At 64.9% G+C, this 16,255-nt stretch carries 13 protein-coding genes; 6 read left to right on the forward strand and 7 right to left on the reverse strand.

Annotation, left to right across the window (positions count from 1 at the left end; all coding sequences use genetic code 11):
• Nucleotide 1 precedes the first annotated feature (1 nt).
• Nucleotides 2-1,369 carry an MFS transporter gene (locus ACODTA_RS13490; protein WP_489066423.1) on the reverse strand — a complete coding sequence of 456 codons (1,368 nt, stop codon included), beginning with the start codon at nt 1,367-1,369 and terminating at the stop codon, nt 2-4.
• 183 nt (nt 1,370-1,552) lie between these two features.
• Between ACODTA_RS13490 and ACODTA_RS13495 the strand changes: the two genes are divergently transcribed.
• The 3 genes from ACODTA_RS13495 to ACODTA_RS13505 all read left to right on the forward strand — a co-directional run bounded on the left by ACODTA_RS13495 (nt 1,553) and on the right by ACODTA_RS13505 (nt 6,204).
• On the forward strand, nt 1,553-2,182 hold the full coding sequence (locus ACODTA_RS13495) for a TetR/AcrR family transcriptional regulator (RefSeq protein WP_489066424.1): 630 nt from the start codon (nt 1,553-1,555) through the stop codon (nt 2,180-2,182).
• 75 nt (nt 2,183-2,257) lie between these two features.
• Complete coding sequence (locus ACODTA_RS13500) at nt 2,258-4,603, forward strand: penicillin acylase family protein (RefSeq protein ID WP_489066425.1); 2,346 nt, start codon at nt 2,258-2,260, stop codon at nt 4,601-4,603.
• 116 nt (nt 4,604-4,719) lie between these two features.
• Entirely contained in the window at nt 4,720-6,204 is a 1,485-nt protein-coding gene (locus ACODTA_RS13505; RefSeq protein ID WP_489066426.1) for an amidohydrolase family protein, read from the forward strand.
• Between the two features lie 74 nt (nt 6,205-6,278).
• Here ACODTA_RS13505 and trmB read toward each other — a convergent pair whose 3' ends face one another.
• The 4 genes from trmB to lnt form a co-directional block, all read right to left on the reverse strand.
• Complete coding sequence (gene trmB, locus ACODTA_RS13510; RefSeq protein WP_489066427.1) at nt 6,279-6,959, reverse strand: tRNA (guanine(46)-N(7))-methyltransferase TrmB; 681 nt, start codon at nt 6,957-6,959, stop codon at nt 6,279-6,281.
• A 58-nt stretch (nt 6,960-7,017) separates the two neighbouring features.
• Nucleotides 7,018-7,524, reverse strand: a complete 507-nt coding sequence (locus ACODTA_RS13515; RefSeq protein WP_489066428.1) for a hypothetical protein — start codon at nt 7,522-7,524, stop codon at nt 7,018-7,020.
• Between the two features lie 83 nt (nt 7,525-7,607).
• The gene (gene metK, locus ACODTA_RS13520; RefSeq protein ID WP_489066429.1) at nt 7,608-8,816 is read right to left on the reverse strand and encodes a methionine adenosyltransferase; all 1,209 of its coding nucleotides are present in this window, start codon (nt 8,814-8,816) and stop codon (nt 7,608-7,610) included.
• Nucleotides 8,817-8,864: 48 nt separating this feature from the next.
• A complete protein-coding gene (gene lnt / locus ACODTA_RS13525) occupies nt 8,865-10,400 on the reverse strand; it encodes an apolipoprotein N-acyltransferase (protein ID WP_489066430.1) in 1,536 nt (511 codons plus the stop codon).
• An 18-nt stretch (nt 10,401-10,418) separates the two neighbouring features.
• On the opposite strand from lnt, the gene ACODTA_RS13530 reads away from it, so the two are divergent.
• Together ACODTA_RS13530 and ACODTA_RS13535 are read left to right on the forward strand one after the other, a co-directional pair.
• On the forward strand, nt 10,419-10,808 hold the full coding sequence (locus ACODTA_RS13530) for a hypothetical protein (RefSeq protein WP_489066431.1): 390 nt from the start codon (nt 10,419-10,421) through the stop codon (nt 10,806-10,808).
• A 7-nt stretch (nt 10,809-10,815) separates the two neighbouring features.
• Complete coding sequence (locus tag ACODTA_RS13535; protein ID WP_489066432.1) at nt 10,816-11,406, forward strand: hypothetical protein; 591 nt, start codon at nt 10,816-10,818, stop codon at nt 11,404-11,406.
• A 7-nt stretch (nt 11,407-11,413) separates the two neighbouring features.
• Here the strand turns inward: ACODTA_RS13535 and ACODTA_RS13540 are convergent, their stop codons facing one another.
• Nucleotides 11,414-12,580 carry a Rieske 2Fe-2S domain-containing protein gene (locus ACODTA_RS13540; RefSeq protein ID WP_489066433.1) on the reverse strand — a complete coding sequence of 389 codons (1,167 nt, stop codon included), beginning with the start codon at nt 12,578-12,580 and terminating at the stop codon, nt 11,414-11,416.
• Nucleotides 12,581-12,727: 147 nt separating this feature from the next.
• On the opposite strand from ACODTA_RS13540, the gene ACODTA_RS13545 reads away from it, so the two are divergent.
• On the forward strand, nt 12,728-13,228 hold the full coding sequence (locus tag ACODTA_RS13545; protein ID WP_489066434.1) for a MarR family transcriptional regulator: 501 nt from the start codon (nt 12,728-12,730) through the stop codon (nt 13,226-13,228).
• Nucleotides 13,229-13,270: 42 nt separating this feature from the next.
• Here the strand turns inward: ACODTA_RS13545 and ACODTA_RS13550 are convergent, their stop codons facing one another.
• Nucleotides 13,271-16,189 carry a TonB-dependent receptor gene (locus ACODTA_RS13550; protein ID WP_489066435.1) on the reverse strand — a complete coding sequence of 973 codons (2,919 nt, stop codon included), beginning with the start codon at nt 16,187-16,189 and terminating at the stop codon, nt 13,271-13,273.
• Between the last annotated feature and the right edge of the window lie 66 nt (nt 16,190-16,255).

Here is a 16,255-nt window from a genome sequence, read left to right on the forward strand (position 1 = left end):
CTTACAGTCCTTCGCTCGTGCGTTCGAAATGACGGACACCGGAAAGGATCAGCAGTCCGGAAAGGGGGGCGGCGATCGCCGCGGTGAGCGCGAGCGCTTCACCGATCGCTTGTGGATCGCCGAACACCGTCTCCGTGAAGAAGGCGACCGCCAGCGGCCCGACGCTCATGCCGATCAGCGTGACCGCGAACGAATAGACGGCGGAAGCGCGACCGCGCAGATGGCCGGGGGTCGCATCCTGGATCGCCTGGACGGCCGTGGCGCCGGGCGAGGTGAAGAACATGAGTGCGGGGGCGAAACAGGCGAGTGCGAACCAGCCGTCATCGACCAATCCTGCCGCCACCATGAACGGCGCTACCAGCGCGACGCCCCAGCCCGCGACCCAGACCGGCGCCCCCTTCACGCCACGGCGTTGGAGGTGACTTGAGAGCGCGCCGCCGAGCAGCGTGCCTAGCCCGCCGAAGATCAGGAACAACAGGCCGTAGCGCAGCCCGACATCGCCCGCGCTCCAGCCGAACTTGCGGATGAACAGCGTCGGCGCCCACGACAATACGCCGCTCACCAGGATCGAATAGAGCGCGACCCCGGCATAATGACGGCTGAAGAACCGCCAATGGCTGCGCATGTAACCGATGATGCTGCCCTGCGGGGCCGCGCTATCCGGGTTGGCCGGCATGCGCCGTGTCGGCTCGCTGACGGTGGCGAGCAACACCAGCATCAGGATCGCTCCACCCAGGCCGACCGAGACGAAGGCCAGTTGCCAGGGCGCGAGCGCGCCGAGCAGCGGCAAACGGACGGGCGGGAGCGTCGCGATCCAGGCGAGCACCGCGCCGCCCAGGATGAGCGCGAGGCCGGATCCCAGCGAAACCGCCATGGTATAGAGCCCGATCGGCAAGCCTCTCTTGTCGCGGGGAAACAGGTCGCTGATCGTTGACAGTGCCGCAGGGGACAGGCTCGCCTCGCCGATGCCCACGCCGACGCGGGCGATGAAGAGCTGGACGAAATTTCCCGCCGTTCCGCAAAAGGCGGTGGCGACGCCCCATAAGGTCGAACCCGCCGCGATCAGTCCGCGACGAGATCGCCGATCCGCCAGCCAGCCGAGCGGGAAGCCCATGATCGCGTAGCACAGGCCGAACGCCACGCCCTGAAGCAGCGCGACTTCGGTATCGCCGATGCCGAGATCAGCCTTGATCGGTTCGACCAGCAGGCTGATGATCGTGCGATCGACGAATGAGATGACATAAGCGATCGTGAGCACCACGACATGCCACCAGGCCCGGCCGGGGTTGGGCCAGCCGTCCGCTTCGGTTCCGGTGGGCGCCGTATCCCGATCCGTCGGGAGTTGGTTCGAACTTCCGGTCACCTGCACGATGTGTCTCTCACATAATTCCATCCGGTCGGAATAAATTGTTAAGCCCTGTTCGCCAAAGGTCAATGGGCATACAAGCCGATCCTGCCGTTGGGAGCGACGTCAAGCCAACCGGCCGGTATTGCAAGCGCCGGCCCCGCGCTCTAACCCTTTGAGAGGGCGGCAATCATGAGGGTGCGACATATGGCCAATGCAGCGAACAGGAGCGGGACGGGGCGTGCCCGATCCTATGATCCGGTCCAGACGCGTGCATCGATCATCGCGGCGGGCCTGAAACTGTTCAAGCGAGACGGCTTTTCGGGAACCGCCGTCAAGGATATCGCCGACGAGGCCGGCGTCACCAAGGGCGCGTTTTATCATCATTTCGATTCGAAGGAGGATCTGCTCCTCCTCATCCACAACGACTATCTCGAATATCAGCTTGGCGTGATCGAGGAAGTGCTGGCGCAGGAAGCGACACCGACCGATCAATTGCGCCGCATGATCGGCGCCATCCTTCACGCGCTCGAGAAATATCACGAGAATGTGACGATCTTCTTCCAGGAGCGCCGCTATCTCTCCGGGCCGAAGTTCGAGAATGTCCGTCGGCAGCGCAATGATCTGGAGGATGTGTTCCGCAAGCTGATCCAGCGCGGCATCGATGCCGGCGAGTTCCGGGCCGACATGGATGTCGCGATCACCGGTCTGGGCATCATCGGCATGTGCGCCTGGTCCTACCAATGGTATTCGCCGAGCGGCCGGCTCGACCTGGATCAGGTGGCGCGGATATTCTCCGAACTGGCGCTGACCGGGGTGACGACACCGAAGGGCTGAACGCAGCATCGCAAGGCGCCGTTTTCGGTATTGTTGCCGATTTACAAGCACCGCATCGTCTGATCTACCCGGCGAATGCATCGCCGTAAGCCATCGGCCATCCGCCGTTCGCTCGCCACGCTATCCGCGATTGCGGCAGCGATGGTTTCCCAGTCAGCGCTTGCTCGCCAGCCGAGCGTTTCCATCGTTCGGACAAGCTTCGGTATTCCGCACATCACCGCGCGCGACTGGCGCGGGCTGGGCTATGGGTACGGTTATGTCGCGGCGGAGGACAATCTCTGCATCCTCGCCGACGCCTTCGTCACCTTTCGGGGTGAGCGCTCCCGCTATTTCGGCGGCGATGGGCGCCGGCCCAAGGGCGGCACGCTGGGAACGGCGGTCAATCTCGAATCCGATTTCTTCTTTCGGCAGGTGGCGGATGATGCGCAGATCGCGCGTTTCCGTGGCGCGCAGCCGGCCGATCTCGATGCGCTGATCGCCGGCTATGCTGCGGGCTACAGCCGCTATGCCGGCGAGGTGCGCGGTGGCGGGCATGCCGGCCGCCATGCCGATTGCCGCAATGCCGACTGGCTGACCGCCGCGACCGCGGAGGACGTCTATCGCCGTCTCTATGCACTTTCCCTGACTGCAAGTTCGATCAACTTCATCGAGGCGATCGGCAGCGCGCAGCCGCCCGCCAGGGGATCGGCGGGGCTGCGGCCGGGCAAGGCGCAGCAGCTCGCCTGGACGCTGCCGTCAGAACGCGATCCCGATTTCGGCAGCAACATGTTCGGCTTCGGCAGCGATGCGACGGGCGGGAAACACGGGCTGCTGCTCGGTAATCCGCACTGGTACTGGAAAAGCGTCGATCGCTTCCAGCAGGTCCATCTGAAGATACCCGGCAAGATCGACGTGCAGGGTGTGTCGATCGTCGGCGTGCCGGTGGTGCAGGTCGGCTTCAACCGCGATGTCGCCTGGAGCCACACGGTCTCCACGGCCGCGCGCTTCACCCTGTACAAGCTCAAGCTCGCCGACGGTGACCCCACCGCGTATCTTTACGACGGCAAGGTGCGGCGGATGACGTCACGGCCGGTCACCGTGCAGGTGAAGAATGAGGACGGCAACCTCCGCACCGTTACGCGCACGCTGTATCGTTCGCATTACGGATCGATGCTGGCGACGGGCTGGACGGGCACCGAGGCGCTCACGATCCGTGACGTCAATGCCGAGAATTTCCGTCTCTACCGCAATTGGCTGCGCCTGGATCAGGCGAAGAACCTCGACGATTTCATCCGCATCCAGCGCGAGGAAGTCGCGATTCCCTGGGTCAACACCGTCGCGGTGGGGCGCAACGACGATCGCGCCTGGTATGCCGATATCGGCACCGTGCCCAATGTCAGCGATGCCAAGCGTGCCGCCTGCGGCGTCGGCAAGTCGACGCTCGACGGTTCGCGATCGGATTGCGAGTGGGACAATGATGCCGATACGCCCCAGCCCGGCGCGCTCGGCGTTTCGAAACTGCCGTCGATCGAGCGTCGCGACTATGTGGCGAACATGAATGACAGCTATTGGCTGGCCAATCCCAAGGCGCCGCTGACCGGCTACCCGACGATCATCGGCGCGGTCGATTACGAACAGTCTTTGCGGACGCGCATGGGGCATCGCCTGGTGCAGGATCGTTTCGCCGGTGCCGATGGTCTTGCGGGACGCGGCATCACCAGCGAGTTGTTGCGCGACATCACGCTCAACAATCGCGTGCTGAGCGCCGAACTGTTCCTGGATGCGGTGCTGGAAGGACCGTGCCGCAAGGGGGCGGTGCGGCTGACCGAGCCTGCGGTCGATGTCGATCTGTCCAAGGCCTGCGGTGTTCTCGCGAAATGGGATCGACGCGGCAATGCCGACTCCGTGGGCGCGCATATCTGGGATCGCTTCTGGGAAGAGATGAAGGCCATCCCGTCCGAGACGCGCTACAGCGTGCCGTTCGACCCGGCGCATCCGCTTGAGACGCCACGTGGGCTGCACGCCGAACTTCCCGCCATCGAACAGGCGTTCGCGGCTGCCGTGCGTGTGATCGAGCGCAGCGGTGTCGCGCTGGATGCGCCGCGTTCCGTCTATCAATATCTGACCGATGCCGACGGCACGAAGATCCCGATCGCCGGCGGTTGCGGTCCGCTGGGCTATTTCGCGATCGCCTGCACGCAGATCACGGAGGAGGGGCCGGTGATCGGCGGCCATGGCAACAGCTATATCCAGGTCGTCGGCTTCGACGACAAGGGGGTGGTGCCTTACACGCTGGAAGTGCCGTCACAGTCCACCGATCCCGCCTCGCCCTGGTATCGCGACTATACGCGCGCCTATGCGCGAAAGGCGTGGCACCGCGCGCCGTTCACCGAACAGGAAATCCGGCGTGACATCGTCGCCCGGACGACACTGACCGAATAGGGATTGGGAAAGGGGGCATAATGATGGGCATCGGGCGAGACATCGCGACATCTCGGCCCGGATCCGCTGTGCGCAGGATTGCTCTGACGATCACTGCCTTGGCGTGCGCCGTGCTCATGCAGGCGCATGCGCATGCGGCGGCTCGGGAGACCGCCGATATCCTGATCGCCGACGGCACCGTCATCACCATGGATCCCGCTCGCCGTGTGATCGAGGATGGCGCCGTGGCGATTGTCGGAAACCGCATCGTTGCCGTCGGAACCACGACGGAACTGCGCGCGCGTTTCCGTCCGCGCACGGTGATCGATGCACGCCGGAAGGTGGTGATGCCGGGGCTGATCGACGGCCATGGCCATGCCGGTCATGCGATGTTCAAATCGCTGGGCGCCGACAGCGACCAGTGGAACGAGGCGGTCGAGCGGATGTACGCTCACGGTTCGACGGTCGATTTCTGGAAAGCGGACGCGCTGCTTGCCGGGATGGAACGCCTGAAGTCGGGTGTCACCACTTCGGTCAACGTTTTCGGGGGCGGATCCGACGTTTATCGTGTCGACGATCCCAAATATGGCGACGCCTATCTGGACGCGATCGAGGCGATCGGCGTCCGCTGGTTCCTGGGCGTAGGGCCGCGCCGCGGGCCTTATCCCAGCAAGTTCACCGAATGGAACGGAGAGGCCCGCAAGGATGTCGAGCGATCCTTCGACCAGCAGATCGCGGTTGCTGACACGTTGATCCGCAAATGGAACGGGGCTGCCGCCGGCCGGGTGAACATGGCGGTCGCTTATCCGACGATCAGCCCGGACGCCAAGCTGGAGGGCGCGGCGCTCGAAGCGGTGAAGCGCGAGGCGCGGACGGCGCGCGACATGTCCAGGCGTCATCACGTATTTTTCCTGCAGGACGGCCATACGCGCGGCACCGTCAAGTTCGCCAATGACGTGCTCGGGCTGCTCGGTCCGGATGCCATCTTCTCGCACGCGACCAGCCTGACCGAAGAGGAGATCGGGCTGATCGCGTCGACGGGAACGCGCATCTCGCACAATCCCAGCGCGATCTTCTCGATGTACGGGCGCAATCCGACGACCGAACTGATCGACGCGGGCGCCACCGTCATGCTCGGGTCGGACGGCGTGGCGCCGGATCGCAGCTACGACATGTTCCGCCACATGTTCCAGGCGACGCGCTATCACCGCTTTTATTTCCATGATTCCAACGTGCTGCCGGCGGGCAAGGTGCTGGAAATGGCGACGGTCGATGCGGCGCGCGCGCTGGGGCTAGAGAATGAGATCGGTTCGCTGGAACCCGGCAAGAAGGCGGACATCATCCTGATCGACTGGTTCAAGCCGCATCTCGTGCCGATGAACATGCCCGTCCATCGCGTGGTCTATTTCGCCAATGGCGCCGATGTCGCGACGGTGCTGGTCGATGGCCGCATATTGATGCGCGACCGCAAGCTGCTGACCGTCGACGAGGAACAGGCGCTGCTGACGGCGCAACGCGAAGCCGATCTCGCGATCCGCCGCGCCGGCCTGGAAGGCCTGACCGCTTTTCCCGAGGGATTCTGGGGCTCGACGAAGCTGAAGCCTGACCCCGGCTCTCGGTGAGCGGAACTTATCGCATCTTGGTATAAGCGGATCGATCCCGGATGCGGCAGAAGCTCCGGGATCGCCCATAAGCGTCAGAGCCGTTTGTACCTGAAGTACCACACCTCGTGGCCCTTGCGGCGAGCCTTGGCTTCGTAACGGGTTTCGGGCCAGCCGCCGGGGCGGACGAGGAAATCCTTCGCCTCCTTCGCCAGCCATTCGAAGTCGCTGCGCTGGTTCATCACCATCATCGACCAGCGGCAATAGGTCGGGTCGTCGGTGCCCAGCCGGAACTCACCGCCGGGCTGGAGCTTCGATGCGATCAGATCGAGCGGGCCGTGATTCATCATCCGGCGCTTGGCGTGGCGCGCCTTGGGCCAGGGATCGGGATGGAGCAGATAGACGAAGCGCAGCGATCCGTCGGGCACGCGTTCCAGCACGTCGAGCGCATCGCCCATGTGCAGGCGGACATTGGGGAGATGACCGTCACGGATATGCATCAGCGCGCCGACGACGCCGTTCAGGAAGGGTTCGCAGCCGATGAAGCCGTGATCGGGCAGCAGGTCCGCGCGATAGGCGAGATGCTCGCCCGATCCGAAGCCGATCTCGAAATGCAGCGGGCGATCATCGCCGAACAGCCCCGTGGCGGTGACGTCGCCGGTTTCAGGTACGCTCAGCGCGGGCAGCAGTTCCTCGACGAGCTGCGCCTGGCCCTGACGCAGTTTATGGCCCTTGGCGCGGCCATAGAGGCGGCGGATGCTGGCTGGATCGTTCATGGCGTGCCCCCTAGACGAGCACCGTCCAGCGGGCAACGGCATGTCTGCCCGATCGGCATCACCGCCGGCAGGGCTTGCCCTCATATTGCTGGCGCACCAGCACATATTGCCGCCCGTTCCAGCGCTTTACCGGAAAGCAGAAGCCGGGGCCGCCGACTTCGATATCGGCCCAGCCGCCCGCGCCCTTCGTGGCCAGGAAATTCGGGATGCCGGTTTCGTCGTACCATCGTTTCCAGCCGGTCGGTGTCGGCGTGACGATGGTGAAGTGGAAGCCGGTATTGCCGTAGCAGGCGATGCCCTCGTCCATCACGATCACTTCGGGGCGGCCGTCGCCGTTGAGATCGCGGATCGCGGCGCCGGCAACGCCGTCATCGGTGATCGACGCGTCGGACATGCCGTCGCAGCCCTTCCACTGGCCGCCGGCCTTGGCGAAACCCGCCGCGCGCATGATCGCGTCCTTCTGGACTGGCGTCAGCTTCGCCGCCTTCATCGGCAGCGTCCAGCCATCGGTGGGATAGGCGGCCGAGGCCGAAGTGGCGGCAATCGATGCCGCGACGAAAACCATGGGTAGAAGAGTTCGCATGCCATTTCCCCACCGAACGAGTCGGCGGGGAAACTAGCATGATATGAACGCTTGCGCGTGCCGGCTCAGACGGCGGCCTTGAGCTTCTCGACCAGATCGGTGCGCTCCCAGGGGAAGAAATCACCCTCGGGCGTGCGGCCAAAATGGCCATAGGCCGCGGTCTTCTGATAGATCGGCTTGTTAAGGCCCAGATGCGTGCGGATCGCGCGCGGGGTCAGGCCGCCCAGATCCTCGATCGCCATGATCGCCTGTTCGATCCTGTCGTCACCGACGGTGCCGGTACCGTGCGTATCGACATAGAGCGACAGCGGCTTGGAGACGCCGATCGCATAGGCGAGCTGGATCGTGCAGCGCTTGGCGAGGCCGGCCGCGACGATGTTCTTCGCCAGATAGCGGGTGATATAGGCAGCCGAACGATCGACCTTTGTCGGATCCTTGCCCGAAAAGGCGCCGCCGCCATGCGGCGCGGCGCCGCCATAGGTGTCGACGATGATCTTGCGGCCGGTCAGGCCCGCATCGCCATCCGGCCCGCCGATCTCGAAGCTGCCGGTGGGATTGATGTGATATTCGGTCGCGTCCGACAGCAGCTTGGCGGGCAGGATGTCCGCCACCACGCTCTTCACATAGGCGTGAAGCTCGGCTTCGTTGGCGCCTTCGTCATAACCCTTGGCGTGCTGGGTGGAGACGACGATCGCGGTCGCGGCGGCCGGCTCGCCATTCTCGAAGCGCAGCGTGACCTGGCTCTTGGCGTCGGGCTCCAGGAAAGGTGCCGCGCCCGAATGGCGGTCGGCGGCCATGCGCTCGAGGATCTTGTGGCTGTAATAGAGCGTCGCCGGCATCAGGTCGGGCGTCTCGTTACAGGCGAAACCGAACATGATGCCCTGATCGCCGGCGCCTTCGTCCTTGTTGCCCGATGCATCAACGCCCTGCGCGATATGGGCGGACTGCGGGTGGAGATTGTTCGAGAAATCGAGGGTCTGCCAGTGGAAGCCGTCCTGCGCATAGCCGATGCGCTTCACGGTCTCCCGGACAGCCTTTTCGATTTCCTCGGGCACGCCAGGCGCCCAGTTGCCGGCCTCGTCCATGATGCCCTTGCCGCGGATCTCGCCGGCCAGCACGACCTTTTGCGTGGTGGTCAGCGTTTCGCACGCGACGCGCGCTTCCGGATCCTTGGACAGGAACAGATCGACGATGGCGTCCGAGATCTGGTCGGAAACCTTGTCGGGATGGCCTTCGGAAACGGACTCGGACGTGAAGAGATAGTTGCTACGCATCGCTGAAAACCCGCAGATATAAGGAAAGCTTTAAATGCGGAAATCGCCTTAGCCGCGACGGCGGCGCAAGGCAACGCCGAGAGCGCCAAGAAAAACTGCGAGCACCAGTGGCAGGATGTTTCCCAGCCGCGCGAACAGCGTCGGCGCATGGGGGGCGGGCAGGCGGGTTTCGATGAAGCCCGCGCGCAGATGCGGCACGCTGGCGAGCAGGCGGCCATCGGCATCGACCACCGCCGAAATCCCCGTCGGCGTCGAACGGATCACCGGAATGCCTTCCTCCGCCGCGCGTAGCCGCGCCTGGGCGAGGTGCTGCGGCGGGCCCCAACTGCCGAACCAGGCATCGTTGGACGGATTGAACAGGAAATCGGGGCGATCGGCGCGATCGATCACCTGGCCCGAAAAGATGATCTCATAACAGATCTGCACGCCCGTCTTGCCGAAGCCCGGCAGCGCATAGCTTTGCGGGCCAGGGCCGGGCCAGAAATCGACATCGCCTGGCACCAGCCGCGACAGGCCGATCACCGACAGGATCGGGCGCATTGGCAGATATTCGCCATAGGGAACGAGATGCGCCTTGTCGTAGCGATGTAGCAGGCGGCCTGCCGAATCCATCGCATACATCGAATTGCGTCCGCCGATCGTGCGTTCCTCGACATAGTCGCCGACGAACTTGTTTTCCCGGTAACGCTTGGTGGCGCCGAGCAGCAGGATATCGCGCGGACCGAGCAATGCCGCGACACGGGCGCGCGCGAAGACATCCTCGTCGAGATATTCGGGCACCGCCGCTTCGGGCCAGAGCAGCAGTCGCGGCGCTGCGCCCGGCTGGCCCGAAAGCGTGGCGAGTTTCCGGAAATTGGCGGCGTCCTGGGCCGGGTCGTACTTGGTTTCCTGGCCGATATTGGGCTGGACGATACGGATCAGCGCACCCTTTGCGGGAAGCGGCGCGCGCCAGGCGGGCAGGCTTGCGAAGACGACCAGCGGAAACGCAACGAGGCCGGCGGCGAAGACAAGCGCTTTCGGCGAGGTGATCGGCAGGGCGAAGCGGCGAAATGCCAGCATCCAGGCGCCGAAAAGTGCCATGAGCAGACCCGACAGGCCATAGGTGCCCGTCCATCGGGCAAGCAGCGCGGTCGGCTGGTCATAGGCGATCGCGCCCAATGGATTCCAGGCGAAACCCGTGAACATCGTCGCGCGCAGCCATTCGGTGACGATCCAGGCGGCGGCATAGATCAGCACATAGGCCGGCCCGTGATCGCGGCCCCAGCGCCAGGCGAGACCCGCCGTCATCGCCGGATAGACGGCGAGATAGAGCGACAGCAGCACGACCGCGCCATATCCGTACCAGTGCGGCATCGCGTCCTGGAAGGTGAAGGCATGGGCGATCCAGTTGAGCCCGACGGTGAAATGCCCGACGCCGAACAGCCAGCCGATCAGCAGCCCGCGCCGGAGCGTGGGCGCTTCGCGGACAAGGTTGAGCAGCAATGCGAAACAGGCGAGCGTTACGGGCCACAGGCCCAGCGGCGCGAAGCCCGTGGCGGAGGCGAGCCCGGCGAGGAGCGCGAGAATCGGGGTGAAGCGCGGCACGGCCCGCTTGTCGCGATCATGTCCGCGGTTTTCAAGCGCGACGTGGCGTGGCAATCAGTCGCCATGACATCCTGGCTCTCCGCCGTATTGCTGTTGCTTGCTTTCGGGCAGGAAGCGCCCCCCGCCACGTCGGCCTTGCCGAGTGCGGCGCGCTGCGCCGCCTTGTTCGCGATCACGCTCGATCAGTTGAAGCAGAAGAGCGGCGATCCCGCGATGACCGCCGCTTTTGCCCAGGACACCGCGGCGCTGCGCGCGATCGTGGTGGCGGAGCAGCGTGCGGCTGCCGATCCTGCGGCGGCGGCCGATGCGCTGATCGCGGCCGAGCGCCGCGCGGTGCGCGAACCACCTGAAAACTTCGATCTCAAACCCTGTTATCGCGTGAAGGCGCTCGGACCGATCGGTGCTTGAGCTGGTCATGTTGCTTGCCGCGGCACCGCTCGACGCGGCGCAGCAGCGCGATATCGGCTGCGTCGCGACACTCGCCGTCGTCGCCTATGAGCAACAGCGCGGCGAAACCCGCTGGCCGCCGGTGGGGGAGGACGGCGCCCGCCTGGCGCAGATCGTGGGCGAACGCGTGATGAAGCAATCCGGCCGTACGCGCGAACAGGTGCGCGATGCGATCGTGGCGGCCGTCGCCGAGCGCCAGAAGGCGAAGGCCTTGCCCGACGAGGATGTGGAGGCCTGCCTGGCCCTGATGCGCAAGGAAGCGCCGCCGCCACCGCCGCCAGGGTTGCCGCAATGCGCCGCGATGCTGAAGCTCGCCTATGACGAGGAACATGGCCGCTACGGCCTGTCCGAGGATGCGAAGCGGCTGGCGACGATCGCGTCGATCCTCGACCACAAGGCGCGAGAGGCCTTGCGGGGCGAGGGTAAATCGGGACCGGAGACCGATGCGGCGATGACCGTCGCGCGCGAGAGCGTCGCGGCAGACGTCAAGGCGCGCGTAGCGGACGGAGTTTCGGCCGGGCTCGACTATTCCGCCTGTTTCGCGCTCGCCAGACCCTGAGCCGCGCTCAAGCGTTCAGGATCTCGGTTCCCGCATCCAGACGGACGAGATCGTCGTCGCCGGCGAAGCGCGTGCCCATGGGTGGGGTGCCCGCCTCCATCGCGGCGATCTGCTGGCGGTAGAGCCGCCGCAACATGCCGATGCCGCGATCCGAGGTCACGAGATGCTCGTCGGAATGGAGCGTGATGTCGCCCTGGCTCACCTGTGCTTCGTAATCGCCCGGATAGATCTGGTGCTCTTCCTCGGTCAGTTCGTGCCACAGCTTGCCGTTCATGCGTGAACGGATCTGCTTCAATGCGCCGCTCTCGGTCACGCGGCCGGCCGAATAGATGCGGAACGACGTATCGTCGATCGGCAGGACCCAGCCCAGCAAGCTGCAGGGGCCGTCCTTGGGGGCGCGGGGATTGGCGACGGCCCGGATCGTCGGCAGCACCGCTTCGGTCTGGCGCCGGTGCACCCGGCCTTCGCCGAGGTCACGCAACTGGGTGCTGCGGATGCCGCGCTCGGTGGCTTCGAACTTCACATTGGGCATCACGTTCATCTGCTCGACGAACTGGGTGCCGCTGAACGTGCCGTGCAGGATCGGCACGTGGAACGGGTCCATCACATTCTCGAAATGCTGGAGCCAGTTGCACGGCACGATCACCGGGCCGCCGCTGCCGATGCTGCTGTCGTCGGCTTCGATCCATTCGCCGTCTTCGATCTCCTCGAGGACATCGTATCGCGGCAGCAGCGGGCGCTGCTCGGGCGGGCCCATATAAGCAAAGATCAGGCCGTAGCGTTCTTCGACGGGATAGCCGGGCTGCCGCACATTGGCGGCCGTGCGCGCGCCACCATTGGGTTCGCAGGGTTGCTCGACGCAGCGCCCGTCCACATCGAACAGCCAGCCATGATAGCAGCAGCGTATCCCCTTCTCCTCGGTCCGCCCGTAGAGGAGCGAGGCGCCGCGGTGCGCGCAGCGCGGATGCAGCAGCCCCGGCCGGCCGGCGCCGTCGCGGAACAGGATCAGATCCTCGCCAAGCGCCCGGATCAGCTTCGGACGCGCGGTCGCGTCTTCCGCCAGGCCGACGGGGTGCCAATAACGCCTGAGCAGTTCGCCCATCGGCGTGCCCTTGGCGACCAGCGTCAGTTCGGATTCAAAACTGCCCTGCGGCAGATCATAGGCGCTCAACATCGCGGCCCTCTCGTATCAGCGTCGAATTATTTAACGCGTTATCTATTATCGACTCGCTTCGGGCAAGCAGAAACTGCATTGGCTTTCGCTACGATCCATGGGAATCGGAACAAAATTTCACATGTTCATCAAAGCCGGGTTTTCCGAATGAACCAGCAAACCGCTCTTCTCTACGGCCGCAAATATGCGGGCTCGGCCAGCCACCGCGCCGAATGCCGCGAACTGCCGGTCAAGATCATCCGCGTGCGCGAAGCATTCATGGCGCTGTTCCGTGGCGCGTTCCAGGAAGTCGACCTGACCGATCCGCAATGGCGGGTGCTGCGTGTGCTGAGCACGGTGGACGAGATCGATACCGCGGCGCTCGCCGAACGCGCGATCCTGCTTGGTCCCAGCCTGACGCGGATCCTGCGCGATCTGGATCAGCGCGGGCTGGTCACCCGCCGCAGCAGCCGGCTCGATGCGCGCCGCAGCCTCCATTCGATCACGCCCGAGGGGCTCAGGATCATCGACGAGATCATTCCCCGCTTCGATCCATTCTACCAGTCGCTCGCACGGCGGATGGACCAAGGCGATGTCGCTCAGCTCGGCGCGCTGCTCGACATGTTGCTGGAGAACCTCGACGCAGCCATCAAGGATAACGAGGAATAGGGTGCGGGCCTCGACGCGATCCGCCGAGACCCGCATGCCCGTTTAGAAGTTCGCCGTGGCACCGACGAAGAAGCTCCGGCCGAGCACATCGTAGACGCCGGGATAGGTGTTGGACTGGTAGAAGCTGGTATAGACCGGCGGTTGCTTGTCGGTCAGGTTCACCACGCCCAGGCGCATCGCGAAGCTCTTGTTCACCCGCCACTCGGCGTTCAGGTCGAAATAGTGGTAGGCGGGCGTGCCGATCGCCGTGGAGTTGGCGACGCCGATCGCCGAGACGTCGCGCATCTTCGACAGATAGCGCCATTGCCCGCCGAACTGGAACGCGCCCGTCGAATAGCTGAGGTTCACGACGCCTTTCCATTTGGGGAAGGCGGCCGAGACGCCCGCGCTGCTGCCGGCTGAACTGCCGATCGATCCGGCCAGGTTCGTGGGCGTATCGCCGGGCAGGTTGGTGGTCGTATATTGTTCGGTCCAGTTGAGCGTCGCCGTCAGGTCCAGCTTGTCCTCGCCGATATCGAACCGGGTCTGGAGCGTCGCATCGATGCCCGAGGTGACGATGCGGCCGAGATTGAGGTTGAAGGTCGAGACGCCGTTGATCTGGCCGGTCGCCGGATCGCGGCGGAACAGCGAGCAATAGGGATTGTCGGTCGCATATTGAGGATTGTAGCCGCCGATATTGTAGCAGCGGCGCAGCGCATTGGCGCCGTCCAGCGTGCCGATCGCGTCCTTCAGCGAGATATGATAATAATCGACCGAGAAGGACAGGCGCGAGATCGGTCCGCCAGCCAGTTTCGGCTGCAATACGGCGCCGATCGTATAGGTGTCCGCCTTTTCCGGGGTCAGATTGGGATTGCCGCCCGTCAGCGCGCCATCGGTCAACTGCGTGTTGGTGAAGATATAGCTGTCGACGATGTTCGCGGGAACGCCCTGGGCAAGGCAGAGTGACCGGACCTGCGAAGCGCTGGCGCCGGTGCGATAGGCGCCCCGGATGTCGCAGGGATCGCCCTGGCCGACGATACCGGGCGCGCCGACCACCGGGGCGGTCGGGGTCTGGGGCGAATAGAGTTCGTAGACATTCGGCGCGCGCGCGGCGCGCGCATAGCCGCCGCGCAGGCGCAGCCAGTCGGTCATGCGCCAGTCACCCTCGAAGCGATAGGTGCTGATGCCGCCCGAGGTATTGTAGTCCGAATAGCGATAGCCGGCGCTCAGGTTCAGTTCCTGGATCAAGGGCAGGCCGCGCAGCACCGGCACCAGGATTTCGCCGAAGACCTCCTTGACGTTGGTCGATCCGCTGACCGCCGGGATAGCGCCGGTCGCGAAGCTCACCACATCGCCCGAAGCCAGGCCGGAATCGGGAGTGAAATCGAAGCTGTCCTTGCGATAATCGGCGCCCAGGGCGAAGCGGACGTCGCCGGCGGGCAGCTTGAACAGCCGGCCCTGGATGGAGGCTTCGACCATGTCCTGGCTCGCCTCGGTCACGCGCAGCGTATTGCGGCGGATATAGGCCGCGCAGCGGCCGCTCGGCTGGTTCCCGAAGATGTTGTAGCCGCCGCACGCCGCCGCGCCGCCATCGGCGGCGTTGATCAGACTGTTCAGCGCGGAGAGGCTGACGCCATTCTCGTCATGCTGGTCGGCGGTCTGCTGGCCGCGCGAGACATAGATGTCGAACCCGCCGTCGATAAAGGCGAGGTCGCCCTTCACGCCGGCCATCAGCGTATAGCCGTTGGTCGTCGAACTCGCGGTACGCGCGCCGACATCGGCGAAACGCTTGGTGACGGTGAAGCTCGCATTCGGGTTTGGCCGCGAAGCGAGGATCTGGCGAAGGTCGGCGGGAATGAACGGATTGCCGATGGGCACGGTGACGGTGGCGAAGCCCGGTGCGAAGACCGTGCCCGAGGTGACGTGCTGATATCCGGCATGCGCATAGACGGTCAGGCCGTCACGCACTTCGTAATCGACCTTGCCGAACACGCCATAGCGTTCGAAGGGAATGGTCAGGCCGTTGACGCCGCTTGAATTGTAGAAGCTGTTGCCGCCGATCGACAGCATGTCCTGTGCGCCGCCCAGATAGTTGAACGATCCGGTCGGTGCGAACAGCGTGCCGTTGGTGTTGAAGGCGAGGTTGCCGGTCGCACGGACCGAACCCGATGCGATACCGTAGCGGCTGAACACCGCATCGACCGCGCTCTGGCTCGGCAGGTTGGCGGCATTGGGATTGAACGCGCCGAAGGGCAGCGATGAGGAGGGGCGGCTGACCGCCGAAAAGGCGCGGTCGCGATTGTTGACGCCGTCACGGTTCATCCATTCGAGCGTCAGTACCGCATTGCCCCGGCCGTCGGCGAAGCCGCCGCCTGCCGTGAACGACACTTCCTGTGTGGCGCCGTCACCGCGTTCGGTGATGCCGGTCTGGGCGCTGACCTGGATGCCGGTGAAATTCTTCTTGAGGCGGAAGTTCACGACGCCGGCGACCGCGTCGGAGCCATAGGCCGCCGAGGCGCCGCCGGTAATGACCTCGACGCTTTCGATCAGGCTCTTGGGAATGATGTTGAGGTCGACCGCGCCGGTATAGGTCGCGGCGGTCAGGCGGCGGCCGTCGAGCAGGACCAGCGTGCGCGGCGCGCCCAGGCCCCTGAGGCCGATCGTTGTGACGCCGCTCGTCGTCGTGTCGTTCGATCCCTGACCGAAGGCCGGCGTCACTTCGGGAAGGCGGAACAGGACATCGTCCATCGTGACCGAATTGGTGGCCTTGAGCTGTTCCGCGCCGATCGAGACGATCGGGCTGTTGGACGTATAATCCTTTCGCGCGATGCGCGAGCCGGTGACGACGATCTCTGTTTCCGTCGGCTGTCCGGCTTCGGGGGCCTCGGCTTCCTGGCCATGCGCCGCCGTCGGCAGGGCCGCCATGGCGCATCCGGCAAGCAGCGCCGCGCGAAATCCGGTCCGTGTGAACTCGATTCCCATACTCCCGTCCCCTTTTAGTTTCTTGCGGCTGCCCGGTTCGTTGATCGGGGTCTGCGCCGCCGGTCG

The organism is Sphingomonas sp. FG14, assembly GCF_057809675.1.